The following is a 12753-nucleotide window of genomic DNA, read 5'->3' as shown; positions in this document are numbered from 1 at the left end:
CTCCCAGCGCTTCAGCGACGTGCGCTACCCAAACCTGTTTCAATCCCGTTGCCGGGGTTCATTAATTTGAAAGTTCTCCGGATGTTCACGCTTTCAGTTGTTGTCATGTTTCAATCCCGTTGCCGGGGTTCATTAATTTGAAAGTGGGAGACACACGCCGCAAGCTCTATGCTCGTCGGGGCTTGTTTCAATCCCGTTGCCGGGGTTCATTAATTTGAAAGTTTAAAACCAAGAGGCAACAACAATGGCAACTGCAAAGTTTCAATCCCGTTGCCGGGGTTCATTAATTTGAAAGCCAAGGGCAAACTCTTTTAGGCTAAGCCTGGAGAAGTTTCAATCCCGTTGCCGGGGTTCATTAATTTGAAAGCTGGGCTGAATGTAATCTCGATCCCATAATCCATAAGTTTCAATCCCGTTGCCGGGGTTCATTAATTTGAAAGCTTGATGACTTACGAGCCAGAAAACGCTCAAGGGTGTTTCAATCCCGTTGCCGGGGTTCATTAATTTGAAAGCACCGGGGCCGTCGCCATCACCGGGGCCGTCGCCATGTTTCAATCCCGTTGCCGGGGTTCATTAATTTGAAAGTCAGGTATGCGTTTTCATCAGCATACAAGCCGATAGTTTCAATCCCGTTGCCGGGGTTCATTAATTTGAAAGAGGTGCCCCAGAATTCAGGGAACTTGATTGGAGGTTGTTTCAATCCCGTTGCCGGGGTTCATTAATTTGAAAGTTTATGGCTTTTATCGCGAGGGGCGGCTCTCCGAATGTTTCAATCCCGTTGCCGGGGTTCATTAATTTGAAAGCTGTTCCAAACTTGCCATCTGCGACAACTCTGGCATGTTTCAATCCCGTTGCCGGGGTTCATTAATTTGAAAGTGTTGCTGCCATCGGGAAGAGAGAAGAATATCGCAAGTTTCAATCCCGTTGCCGGGGTTCATTAATTTGAAAGTTTAAAGTCAGCAGCCCAAAGCAGTTTATCTGCACAGTTTCAATCCCGTTGCCGGGGTTCATTAATTTGAAAGAAACCTATTCTTGTCTGAAGACAACATATCAAAATGGTTTCAATCCCGTTGCCGGGGTTCATTAATTTGAAAGTCCCAAGGGAATTGACTTGGAGCAAGTAGCTAATTACGTTTCAATCCCGTTGCCGGGGTTCATTAATTTGAAAGTTGCCCCGGCAACCGCTCCAGCTACAGCGCCGGGGAGTTTCAATCCCGTTGCCGGGGTTCATTAATTTGAAAGAAGATGCAAAAGCTGAATGAAGCTTACGAAAAACTGTTTCAATCCCGTTGCCGGGGTTCATTAATTTGAAAGAATGGCAAACGGTTATCATTCATTTATTGGATAAATCCTAGTTTCAATCCCGTTGCCGGGGTTCATTAATTTGAAAGCGAGAGTGTCAGCCTCTACAGTATCTGGCGCTCTAATGTTTCAATCCCGTTGCCGGGGTTCATTAATTTGAAAGCGACAGCCCGACCGATGGGGTTGCCTGCCATTTGATGTTTCAATCCCGTTGCCGGGGTTCATTAATTTGAAAGTCAAGATTGGCTTCAAGAGAGGAGAAAGCCTTTTGTGTTTCAATCCCGTTGCCGGGGTTCATTAATTTGAAAGGCCCGCGCTCTAAAATCCAGTCTGGGAGGGATTTCTAGGACTGATTCTGACGGCTCCCAAAATTGGAACTGTCAAATGGGGTAACGAGCAACAGTTAGGAATTTCCTAAAAAGCTCAATTCTTTAATTTTCAAGGTTCTGAGCGTTTTGACGGCTCCCCAGGATTTTCGCCCCCGCTTTGACCCGTCAGATTTGACGCTGACTACGATCATAAGATGATCGTTTCAGCCTGTCGAGGTTTCTGCGATCCATAGGTGATTGTCTTTCGCACAGCACCTGCATCTAAGACATAAATCCGCACGGAGTCTTCTATTGGATTAATCAATTTCTCAATCTTGACTTTGAGTTTAGCAAACTGCATCCCCGTTAAAAAACACTCAAAAATACTGTACTGAGTCCAAGTTCCATAACCACAGAGCAGCTCGTGCAATCGCTTTCGCCGTTTATTTGCTGCCTTATTGTCACGTAAGTCATAGACGACCAAATAAAATAGGGTTTGGCTGCTCATCGCAAGCTCAGTGGTTTGTAAACCACCCCTTCCTGTAAATGGCGGCTCAACAACCGAGCTTGTAATTCCACAGCACGGCGATAGGTACAGCGATAATCAAAAACAGGATGCTTAAGCTCCGAGTTCATCTTCCGCTCAAAGGCTTCAAGGAATGTTTTGCGCCCGTTCTCTGACAAACGGTAAGCCCCCAAACTTTCAGTAAAATCTTTAGGCTTCAACTCTTTGTGACTGAACACCGAAAAGATAAGACTATCCGCAATCAGCGGTCGAAATTCTTCCATCAAATCTAAAACCATCGCTGGTTGACCGCGAGTGGTTTCGTGTAAATAGCCAATGTAGGGGTCTAATCCCGCTACATGTACCGCTGCCACTACCTGGACTTGCAATAAACTATAGGCAAAACTCAACAGAGCATTAACTGGGTCTGTCGGTGGACGACGATTTCGACCTGTAAATGTCCACTTATCTCCCAAAATAGCTGACCAACAAGCGAAATATTCTCTTGCTGATAATCCCTCAATTCCTCGGACTTCATTGAGGGTTGTTTGCTCCTTAACTAACTGTTTGCGCTGTTTGAGTGGATTATCCTTTTGACCGTAGCGATAGAGAATCTGGTACTGATTGTGAATTTTAGTGGTGACAATAGCCTTAACTAAATCTAGTCTTCTCCCATCATCTCCATAAACTTGATACTGAGCCAGCCTGAGCTGACCATTACGAGAATAGCCGGGGAGAGCTGAACCTAAATACTTCCCAAAAGCCGAAAGATAATGAACTGGCATCCCCAATTCCAAAGCATAGACGAGAGCATCTCCAGTAATTTGAGGATTGCCCATCAAGACTATCTGTTCTACTGTTTGAGCTGGTACGGGTTGTTTTTTCCACGAACCATCTGGCTGTTTCAGCACCACATTGAACGCTTCATGAGTTTTGCTCAAAACTGCATCAGGCTGGGTAACATAAAGAACTGACATAATCCCTCTTTAAGCACGTAGTTGTTTCATTTCTCTAGGAAGACAAATATTTTGCAAACTACAGTCCCGACATTTTCGGGGATGGTCAATCGGTGCAGGCATAGAATTGATAACAGCAGCGTGGGCAGCTTGGATGGCTTGTTCAGTGGCGTGACGAAGCTGGGGCGTAAAGGGAACTTTTTGACGGCGGCGGTTGGCATAGTAAAAAATTTCTCCAGAGGTAATCGTTCGCCCAGTGCGCTCCTCCAAGCACAAAGCCGCTCCACAAAGTTGAAAATGGTCGCTGAGATGATGAGCCATCCGACCCTTTTTGTATTCCAGAGGGACAAGTTGACCGTCTCGTTCTTCAACCGCATCAATAATGCCGTTGACCAACAAGCGATCGCTCCACACCCACTGCTGGCGGTAAACTAGGGTATCGCCCTCAAGAGATTGACCTTCACAGTCCACATTCCGATGAAGGTGACGACCAAGAATAATATGTTCGTTATCGGCTGTTTCCCCTAACTGGTACTCCAGATAAAAGCGACGCGGACAATATTCCCAGGCATTCAAATAAGCCAGGGGGAGATTGTATTGTTCATTCATGTTGAGTGGCGTGAAATTATCTTCCCTTGTCAAGAGGATGAGTAGCTAGCTGAGTCTGTCCCATTCCCATTGATGTTTTGCGACCCACTCCTGAAAAAAAGGCAAAATGCGCTAAGACTGTCGCCAATTTGGCTTGTTCTAGATTGGGAAAGCGATAGCGCACCCATCCTTGAGTGCCAATTTCCGAGCCACCCTCCATTTTGAGAGCGTAAGTTTTCAATTCGTAGGCAGAAACTAGCCCTTCCCATTCAACGGCTGGAAAGTTCAGTTCTTCCGGAGCAAAAGCATTCCAGCGTCGAAGCAAGCTACCAAATACTAATTCAGGTAAGGGAAAAGGTTGGATACCTCGACTTTGCTTAAAACTTGTGGGTGAGAGAAAGTTTAATTCGATATCTGTTGTCGTCTGGGGCGTATGGGCAAGGAGTCTGTAGTCAGCCGAACCTGCTAAGCGATGTGTTCCTGGTAGCATGTAAATGCTGCGGAGCGCGAAAGCAAATTGACCTAAAATCAATGGTTGCGTTCCCCATTTCTCCATGCCCACCAACAACGGTTCCATCAGGCTCCCATCAAGAAGGCAGACTCGGAAGTAAAAGTTATCCCCTGGCTGCGTTCCTCTTGGACGACGGCTACCCAGCAAATTCGATAAACTCAAAGGTGATTCTTGGCTGCTGTGAATCTCCTCAGCTATCTGAGGGTTTCCCAGGTTTAGCCAGTTCATCACCAAGCCGTGAAGCGCTCTTGAGAGAGTAGGCGGAATGTGTCCTCTATCGGCAGCCGCTAGCTCTACAACTAGGGAGTAGAGAGTTTCGAGCTTATGAGGCTGTAGCGACATTACTGGCTCCATAGAATGCTCCCCTTGGTAAACGAATACGCTCTGGTAGTTGGGGGCACTGCGATCGCAGTGACTTCCAAGCTTCCTCCGTCGATTCCCAATACTCACCCATCAATTGAGCCTGACTCACTAGACTTACGGGTGGCATAACAATGCGGTTGTGCAGCAGTAGTCTGGTATTGGCAGGTAAATCAAGCGGGTTCAATGGATGAGAGCAAATGTACTCTCCGGACTTGGTAGAGATTACTGAATCAGGAATTGGTATCACTTCAACTTGAACTTTCGCTGCCCATTTTCCCAGGCGTATCCAACGGGGTATTTTTAGCTGTTCAGGTGCAACGATATAGGTTCGGTATTGACTGCCAACTGCGAGTTCTTTTGCCCGTCCATAATTGATGGGATAATTGCGGTCTGCTCCTTTCTCCCCAAACTGTTTGGACTTGCCGTAATAAGCGACTTGAGCAGCTTTAAAGGTATTAACTTGATAAGACCAATGCAGTGGCTGGGCGGGAAAGACATAGATTCCTGCCTGATTAAGATACAGGAGATTTTGCTCAGCGTTGGCATCTAAGTACCCAGGTTTTTGCGCGGCTTGTCCGTGCAAGCGATAAGGTTGGGGGATGTACTCCACCTTAAACAGCGCGTAGCTAATTGCCCAATTGTGCAGGTACTTTTCGGTTTCGTAGAGAATACCCATCTCCCGTGTGGCAAAAAACACGTTGTCGTGGAGCGTTAGCGTGCAGTGGTAGAGAGTCATTGGTCATTTCTTGTGAAAGGATTCTCTGGGAGACATCTCCCGCGTTTTTCGGAGATGTCTGCCCTCCAGTTGAAAAGCGGTAACTATTTCTTGCCCTTTTTCTTGAGCGCTCCGTAGGTTTCGGAGTAAGTTTTGGTCTGCTCGTAGAGGGCACTCATCGTTGACAGCAAACGAGCTTCGTCTTGATAGAGAGAACTGGCTTCATCAAGCAACTCTTCCAACTGCTCACCAACAATGACTTGACTTTTACGCACGGGTTCATCATTCAGTAGATTGTTTACCACCTCACTCGCCCGAATCCGAATATCAGAGATAGGAGCATTGATGTCGCCTTTTAAGGCATCGTAAAGTGCCTGAGTAAAGTGCAGATTGCTGAAGATTTCCCCATCGCACATAACAATGCCTATTAGGTGATTTTTCATCGTTCCCGTGCGGGATTCTTGTGCGCCGTAACGCCGAGTCCGCAGCAGATTCCCCAGCACATAAATGAAGCCTTCATAAGTCGGGTCACGCAGGGTTTCGACGGAGGGAAATGTCACTTCTGGCAAAACGTGGTCTAGTTCGTTGATGGCACTACGCATTTCACCGCCCTCGCTCATGGTTCCCCCTTCAAAGGGAGCATTGAACGTAAAACTGCGATGGGATTGTTCGTAAGACGAAAGAGAGAAGGTTGAATCCGAATATACTTTGGAGCGTTCTGAACCGCTATCACCAATGGCAAAACCATAAATGATGCAATCCGGGCATTTCTTACAAGACTCCTGGCCGTTATATTCGCAATACTTTTGCTTATCTTCGCCATTAGCACTGGTCAAATCTAATGAGCGCAGTAACTCTCGTCCAGCCAACCGCTCTGGTGTGGTTTGCTTGCGCTTAAACATTACCAGCCGACTAATATAATCGTGGTTTTCCAACCCGGCTTGGGTTCGTGCTGTGTTAAGAACCCCATCAGTTTGAAAAACGGGAAACGATTGGCTGTTACGCAGCATGATAAAGTGAACGTACTTTCCAGAAGCTAACCGGGGGAAAGCGGGTTGGAATTGGGATTTTAAGGTTTCTAAAATGCTCATGCAGCTTCTCCTTTTTTGTTGGTTTGAGTGGATTCGGTCTGTTCAGACTGAGACTGCTTTTCTTGCAAAGCTAGCAAGCGGTAGGCAAATTCAGCCCCAGATTTGATGCGATTGCGGTTTTCTTGGAGGAGGGCGCGGTCGTAGTTATAGAGTTTGCCAAATAGCTCGTGTACACAGGTACTCATGAAGGTATGAATTGCCCTTAATTCCTGCGCTTGTCGAGTAGGGTAGTCCACCGATTTGTCCATTAAAATAGGACGGTAGACTTCTCTACGGTCTAAGGCATCTTTAAGTTGTCCGGCTCCTTGCAAAATCAAGTCCTCATAATCAACTTGTTGAGGAACCGTTAGAATTACTTCCAAAGCTTTAGAAATTGGCAGCAAAATTGTATGGCTGGATTCAGTAACTCTGACTTGGTAAAACCTGCGATATTGCTGAACTAATCCCTCGATTAATTTCATTAGATAAATTCCTCCTTCGGTTTGAGTTTCTTCGGTTGAATGTTCATCATTTACTCCTAACCAGAGTTGGGCATATTTCCAGTAGCGTTGAACTTCTTCTGAAGTCGGACGCTCTCGCTTATCGCGACGCAATCCTTCATTGGCTAATGCGAACACATTCAGCACGTTGGTAGTCACTTCTCGTACAGTTCCGATTAGCGCTCGCCAACGCTCATCCTGACGTGTACTACGGCTGTCTAAATGCAGGCTATAGGCGATTAATAGCCGCTCTAGAGCATTAGATAAGTCTTGAATCCGCAAGGAAGTTGGTAAAGAAAGCAAGTTCCAAAATCCTGCTGGTCCATCCAGAATGAGTGATTCCCTAAAGTCGTTATCGCTGTTGTAAAGTGGGACAAAGCTGGTAGTAGCAACAACCTTTACGCCCAAAAGTATGGGCAGTGCTAATGCGAGAAAAGCAGGTTCTATCCAGGCATCTGTTAGCGTTTTGTCTCTTGGAATTTTAGGAATTGTAGCCATGAAAGGCAGATCAGCACTGGAGTATCGATTCGGATAACGTCCGTCCTCTATCTCATCAGCTTTTCGCCAATCCAGCGAGCGCAATCCGCTGTAGTGCATCCCCGCTTCCAGCCACTGCTTACACACTTTCCGTATGCTGACCCGCTTCATGTCATTGACCAGTAATCTGATAGCAGCAGCCGTTTGAGGAGAATAAACGTAGGCGGGAAAGATATAAAGGAAAATAGGTTGCTGTTCCTCGAATTTGCCTGCGCTTGCCGACCAAAGTGCTTGACGCAGTAGCATTTCTAATGACCAGATTTTGGAAATGCCCCGTTTGATTTGTCTCCCACCCAACGAATTTTTATTGCTGTACTGCTGAGGTTTGAACAGAACAACAGAATCCATTTGGTCTTCAGAATCAAATTGTCCAGAACTCAAAGAACAGATAGGCTGTTTAGCCGCTTTAGTTTTGGCAATCGTATAAGTGGCTAATTCATCCCGAAACCCTTGGTTTTGATTCTCCCAACCGTAGACTTCTAGATAATCAGTTAGATAACTGTAGAAGATTTCGCGAGTAGGACTGTGATGTTCTGGCAGAAGGTCATTTTTTTCTGCCCAAATCGCTAATTTCTCTGCTAATTCGGAGAGTTTTTCTGAAACTTCGTCAGGGGTCAAACTGCGATGAACTGAAATATAACAAGCAGCGGCATGATACCAACCGTAATTAACTCCTCCTGATTGGGCTTGCGTTTGTTCGGGAGAAATTTTGCCTTGGAGTTCTAACGCTTCTAAAACCCAGTTAATGTATTCTGGGTTATTGCCAAAGAATTCCTTTTGCGTCAGAAACACAAATTCTGCTAAACGGTCAGCCCGAATATCGGCATCACGAGTGAGAGACTTTTTGTCCTCTTCACTTAAGGGCAGTTTTTCTAAACGCTTAGGAGTGGCTGGGTCTTTGACATTGGCTACGCGGGCTTGAATGACATCTGGAAGCTGGCGAATCAGTTGAGCTGGAGTAAACAGTTCTAACGTTTGTGGAGCCACCTTAAGCCCCTTCCCATCCCGCTTAAAACCAATGTCTCCACCGAGCATTTTGCTCCCTAAAAGTTGGCTGATTTGCTGCCAAATAAACTCTTGCAGCTCGGAGCAATCTGGTGTTTCAGTATCTAAGGGAGCCAGGTAAACAACCCCTTGAGCAAAGAACAAAATGGGTTCCCACTCCAACTCACGAGCAAAGCGGACTGTGGCGTTGTGAATCCCGTTAGTGAGTATCCCCAATGAATCTCGGAGGCGGTGATAGACTAGCTTTTTCTTAATTCCCAAAAATCGCAGGTGTTCTCGCAGGCGATCGCCCCCAGTCTGAGTTACGATGTCTGCTGGGTCTTGGAGATGTACCGCTATATCTCCAAAGGCGAGAAGTCGGCGTAGGGGAAGTTCTAGGCGACGGAGGTCTTTAATAGTAAAGGTCGGCCAGTTTGCAGGAATCGCGTTAGTACCTGCCTTGTATTGAGTGTTTTGAGCAAGATAGCCAATCTCTGGGAGGTACTGCTGCCAGTCTGACCAAAAGGACTGAAAATTTAGCTTCTCTCCCAACGTTTGACACAGTTCGAGAATCGTTGGAACTTCATAAGCCTGGGGAGTTTCTTCTCCCTGACCACTGCAATATTTGTTGTAATCGTGCAGAGTTAGCCCCAAACAAATCAGATACTTCTCGACATCCGATAGGGGTTGGCTCAGGTAAGGAGTCAGGTTCCAAGCAGTTAGTAAGGCATTGAGAACGTGAACTAATAAATTCTGGTCGGCACGATTTGCCCATCGCTGTGCCTTTGCTTTGGCATGGAAGTCGCCAAGTTTAGACAAGAGCTGATAGTGCGCTTCTTCAGACCCTCCCAAGGCTGGAATTAAGGCAAATTCTCGTTCCATTGCGGGCAGTACTGTCTCGATGTACGAGCGCAAAATTGGGTCGGTATTTGCTGGCAGAGTTTCAACCAGCAGTGTTTGCAGTAACGTTGCCATGAGTTTTTCCCTAAAAGATTAAGGATTGGGGTTGAGTGCGACAGAATTTTTTCAAACGCCACTTGAGCGCTTCTAGCAGCAACGCATCTTGGTTAAACGCACAGGCATAGGTTTGTCCTCCTCCGTCCGTAACTCGGTACAATCCAAATACTGGGCTGAGGTGAAGGGTACGGCTGATATCCCAGTGGCTACTAAGGTTATTGCGATTGACGGGAACTAAATAAGTCAGTAAATTTTTCCGACTCAGACAAGTCACTACATCCGATTGGAGGTGTTCCGCTACTAGGCTGAGGCGACTAATGAGGGAAAGTTGGCAAGGCTGTAGTTCGTGACTGTCTCGGTTGCAGTGCAGGCTGATATCGAATCGTTTTTCTGTCCATTTTTGGATGCGAAGATAAACTTGGATATACTTGTCTGGGAATGCCTCTTCACCATGTCCAGTGCTTGTAGCTGCATTTAAAAATGTCTCTCGCTCAATAACCTCAACTGTTGCATAAGGTAAGAGTCTCAGCAGGTCATAGGTGTAGAAGCGACTATCATCCCAAACGGCAGCTTGAAGCGTTGAGCCGCCCCGGAAGCGTAAGAGTTCTTTTTGAACTTCCTTACCTACATCATCATTACCAAGCTTGTACCACTGCTTACGAGCGGATTCTAAGTTCTGAGAATAAACACGCTGCAAATCCTCCGTCATGCGATCGCGTACCGATTGCATCACTTTGGCATTCCCCTCACCCATACGCGAGAACATTCCCTGAGCTTGCAATGCACCCCAACGGTTACGATATTCTTGGAACTCTCGCGGTGGATCAAAGGCATAAGCGATCGCATCTTGTAACAGACTTCGCTCAACCGTTTGACCGGACTCCAGTTTTTCTTGCAGCCGAGCCATTACCCAAGGCGCGTGACCCGGAAGCAGGACAAAGGCTTTGTAGGTGTTAAACCCAGGATGCCGACCTAAGCGACCCAAGCGCTGCACCACTGTCGCCGAATCGCTACTCTCAAAAATCAGCAGATGAATCCGAAAGTCCACACCCACATCGACGGCTGACGTTCCTACCACAAGGACGGGTTGTGTGGCTTCCTTCAAAGCCGCTTGAATTTGCTGGCGGGATAGGCGGTCAATCCGTCCGCTAATTTCTCTAACAATGACTCCTGGCAGCAGTTCCTGAAGCTGGCGAGTAACTCGACCTGCAAGGGCAACAGAATTGAGAATAATTAATCCTCTGCCATCTGATTCTGCCTCCAGCATTTTTTGGATGCGAGGAGCCATATCTGTTAACCAGCTCAAAGCATCAGTGTCTTTGAGTTCCACAAACTCTAATTCCACTGGTTGCAGAATTGGTCTATAGCCAGAAGTGTCAACATTTGCATAGACTCCTTCGACTTCTGCAACCTTGAAATCGGCTTGCTTTAACTGTTCAATAAAATCTGGTTTTGGTGTAGCCGAGGTGAACAAAAACCGCTTCGGCTGCTGCTGTGTCCGGCGAATGAGAGTCAAACTATTTAAAACGGCTGCTTCCTGATGAGAACCAAAAATGTGAAACTCGTCAAAGACCCACAAGTCCGGCCACTGTGCCAGCATTAGTGGCAGTAGAGCATTGTCATAGGCAGAGTCTCGATACTGAAAGTGGGTAATTAGATGGAAAATGTCAGGGTTAGAGAGCAGAATTGGCTTTTGTTGAATAGCCAACAGCAGTTCTTGAAACCGATTACTCTCTGCTTCTTTGACTCTGCGGCTCAACTCTCCGCCAAATAAGCGATCAATGCGTTCTTCAGCATCTAAATTAAAGAGTGAGTGATAATGGTGTTGTTGCTGAGTCTGGTCTTCCACCAGTTCAATCGTGGGATAGTTTCCCATGAACCGAAAGTTAGGGTCTAGTAAACTGGGTAGCGAAGCCCCTAAAGATTTCCCGTCTCCCGTTGCCGACTTGTTAAAGATGATGTCTGCCTCACCTTGCGTAACTTGAATATAAGTCTGTACTTGATGAGACGAGAGAGGACAGGTACAACCGGGAGGCGGTCTGAGGTTGGGAGCTTGTTCGCGAACCTGACAAACGCGATCGCATCCCAGTGGGCAACTCCCAACGCCAGCATTAAGCTGGGAGTACAGGGGACGTAGTTGAATTTTCATTATTAGCTGTGTTCGATATTCCTAAGGTAATACCCACTTCTCAAAAGTCATAGTCAAAATTTGACAACATCTCAATTAAGGGAGTAAATATTTCCGTAGGCTAGCGTCTAATTTTCTCCCTCTCACTTATGTCTTCTGACTACAACCAAATTGCCTTCGCTCTAGAAATCCTCAAACTTCTAGCAGAGCAACCCAGAAAACGCGAGGAGTTAGGGAACCTCCTCTCAGAATTTTTAGAACATCACGGCAAAGCGTCGGGAGATGTGGTTCAAAAGCTCACCCGTACCATCCGCCAATTGAGAGGCTGCGGCTTTGAAATCAAAAGCGCTCCTCATCATCCCTACGAACTACTCGAATCTAACTTCCCCGTCATTCTCTCAACCGAACAGCGACAGGCACTGGCAATGGCGGCTTACTTTTTAGCAGACATGGGTTTTTCCGCCCAAGCCAGTCAGATTATTCGCATCGGCAAACTATCTCCTACCGACCAGCCTCCCAACGTTAAAGTAGACTTCAGTCCTCCCGTCGATTATTGCGATAACCAACTCGATATTATTGTTTGTCAACTCCAAGAACGGTTCAAGCAACAGTGCCGCTACACCATCCGCTATAAAAATCCCCAGGGGGATGAGCGAACTTGGGATATGGATCGTTCAGAACTGCGGCTGCATAACGGAGTACTCTATTTGTTTGCTCTTGTTCCTGATTTTCCTTGCCGCTACATCCAGACAAGACCAAATATCGAGCAAAACGTTACATTTCGAGTAGACCGAATCACGAGTGTGGGGGCTGCATCTCATATCCGTTGGGTTTTTTCCAGTTTTCCAACATTGAAAGTTTATTACCGGATGAGTGGTCCTCTTTCGACCTACCAACCTCGCCGTAACCAGGAGGTTGTACAGCATCGAGATCCCCAAGGCAAATTTGTTGATATTGTGACGCAAGAAGATTGCCTATTTTGGTTCCGCCAAAGAATTCTGCAATACGGTTCAAATGCTCAAGTCTTAAAACCTGAGTGGCTAGCTCAATTGATAGGAACTGAATTTATGAAGGGACACGAGAAATATCACTCAATTTAACAAAGAACGCTATCACTTGAAAGGTGCTGACAGATGTATCCCTCTTGTGTCACTCTACGAAAACATTTGCCATTTTTGAACTCTAGAGCCTATGTATAGAAAGCGCTCGCCAGATTTTTTTCTAACAACAAATACAGCCGCCAGCTTTTTCTAATAGGATAGCTTGTATTGATTGGCTGATAAGGCTTCTGGAGATTGCCTTCCCGAAGAGTGACAGAAGAGGGATACA

General features: G+C 46.4%; 9 protein-coding genes and 1 CRISPR repeat array (1 of these 10 cut by a window edge). Of the genes, 1 reads left to right on the top strand and 8 read right to left on the bottom strand.

Annotated elements, in window-relative coordinates; all coding sequences use genetic code 11:
* Positions 1-1611: direct repeats of the CRISPR family, unit length 37 nt; unit sequence GTTTCAATCCCGTTGCCGGGGTTCATTAATTTGAAAG (it extends 2605 nt beyond the left edge of the window).
* A 207-nt stretch (positions 1612-1818) separates the two neighbouring features.
* The 8 genes from cas2 to cas3 all read right to left on the bottom strand — a co-directional run bounded on the left by cas2 (position 1819) and on the right by cas3 (position 11445).
* Positions 1819-2118, bottom strand: coding sequence for a CRISPR-associated endonuclease Cas2 (gene cas2 / locus NC994_RS04185; RefSeq protein WP_190434449.1), 300 nt, complete (start codon positions 2116-2118; stop codon positions 1819-1821).
* Positions 2115-3092: a type I-D CRISPR-associated endonuclease Cas1d gene (gene cas1d, locus NC994_RS04180; protein WP_190434447.1), complete on the bottom strand. Its 978-nt coding sequence runs from the start codon at positions 3090-3092 to the stop codon at positions 2115-2117. The genes cas2 and cas1d overlap by 4 nt, the downstream gene beginning before the upstream one ends.
* A gap of 9 nt (positions 3093-3101) precedes the next feature.
* Entirely contained in the window at positions 3102-3680 is a 579-nt protein-coding gene (gene cas4 / locus NC994_RS04175) for a CRISPR-associated protein Cas4 (RefSeq protein ID WP_190434445.1), read from the bottom strand.
* A 16-nt stretch (positions 3681-3696) separates the two neighbouring features.
* The gene (cas6, locus tag NC994_RS04170; protein WP_190434443.1) at positions 3697-4524 is read right to left on the bottom strand and encodes a CRISPR system precrRNA processing endoribonuclease RAMP protein Cas6; all 828 of its coding nucleotides are present in this window, start codon (positions 4522-4524) and stop codon (positions 3697-3699) included.
* On the bottom strand, positions 4493-5269 hold the full coding sequence (cas5d, locus tag NC994_RS04165; protein ID WP_190434441.1) for a type I-D CRISPR-associated protein Cas5/Csc1: 777 nt from the start codon (positions 5267-5269) through the stop codon (positions 4493-4495). Before cas5d ends, cas6 begins: the two co-directional genes overlap by 32 nt.
* Positions 5270-5352: 83 nt before the next feature.
* Positions 5353-6339 (bottom strand): type I-D CRISPR-associated protein Cas7/Csc2, encoded by a 987-nt coding sequence (gene cas7d / locus NC994_RS04160; RefSeq protein ID WP_190434439.1) that lies wholly within the window; start codon positions 6337-6339, stop codon positions 5353-5355.
* On the bottom strand, positions 6336-9314 hold the full coding sequence (gene cas10d, locus NC994_RS04155; protein WP_190434436.1) for a type I-D CRISPR-associated protein Cas10d/Csc3: 2979 nt from the start codon (positions 9312-9314) through the stop codon (positions 6336-6338). The genes cas7d and cas10d overlap by 4 nt, the downstream gene beginning before the upstream one ends.
* 10 nt (positions 9315-9324) lie before the next feature.
* Entirely contained in the window at positions 9325-11445 is a 2121-nt protein-coding gene (gene cas3, locus NC994_RS04150) for a type I-D CRISPR-associated helicase Cas3' (RefSeq protein ID WP_190434433.1), read from the bottom strand.
* A 128-nt stretch (positions 11446-11573) separates the two neighbouring features.
* Between cas3 and NC994_RS04145 the strand changes: the two genes are divergently transcribed.
* The gene (locus NC994_RS04145; protein ID WP_190434431.1) at positions 11574-12524 is read left to right on the top strand and encodes a WYL domain-containing protein; all 951 of its coding nucleotides are present in this window, start codon (positions 11574-11576) and stop codon (positions 12522-12524) included.
* The last annotated feature ends 229 nt before the right edge of the window (positions 12525-12753 follow it).

Origin of the sequence: Trichocoleus sp. AS-A1 (assembly GCF_039962015.1) — a bacterium.
Lineage (GTDB): Bacteria > Cyanobacteriota > Cyanobacteriia > Cyanobacteriales > FACHB-T130 > FACHB-T130.
The sequence above is the reverse complement of the archived record's forward strand: the minus strand, read 5'-3'. Positions and strand labels throughout refer to the sequence as shown.

Coding starts and splice junctions, on each gene's coding strand:
- cas2 (WP_190434449.1), bottom strand. CDS start 2,118: ATGAGCAGCCAAACCCTATTTTATTTGGTCGTCTATGACTTACGTGAC.
- cas1d (WP_190434447.1), bottom strand. CDS start 3,092: ATGTCAGTTCTTTATGTTACCCAGCCTGATGCAGTTTTGAGCAAAACT.
- cas4 (WP_190434445.1), bottom strand. CDS start 3,680: ATGAATGAACAATACAATCTCCCCCTGGCTTATTTGAATGCCTGGGAA.
- cas6 (WP_190434443.1), bottom strand. CDS start 4,524: ATGGAGCCAGTAATGTCGCTACAGCCTCATAAGCTCGAAACTCTCTAC.
- cas5d (WP_190434441.1), bottom strand. CDS start 5,269: ATGACTCTCTACCACTGCACGCTAACGCTCCACGACAACGTGTTTTTT.
- cas7d (WP_190434439.1), bottom strand. CDS start 6,339: ATGAGCATTTTAGAAACCTTAAAATCCCAATTCCAACCCGCTTTCCCC.
- cas10d (WP_190434436.1), bottom strand. CDS start 9,314: ATGGCAACGTTACTGCAAACACTGCTGGTTGAAACTCTGCCAGCAAAT.
- cas3 (WP_190434433.1), bottom strand. CDS start 11,445: ATGAAAATTCAACTACGTCCCCTGTACTCCCAGCTTAATGCTGGCGTT.
- NC994_RS04145 (WP_190434431.1), top strand. CDS start 11,574: ATGTCTTCTGACTACAACCAAATTGCCTTCGCTCTAGAAATCCTCAAA.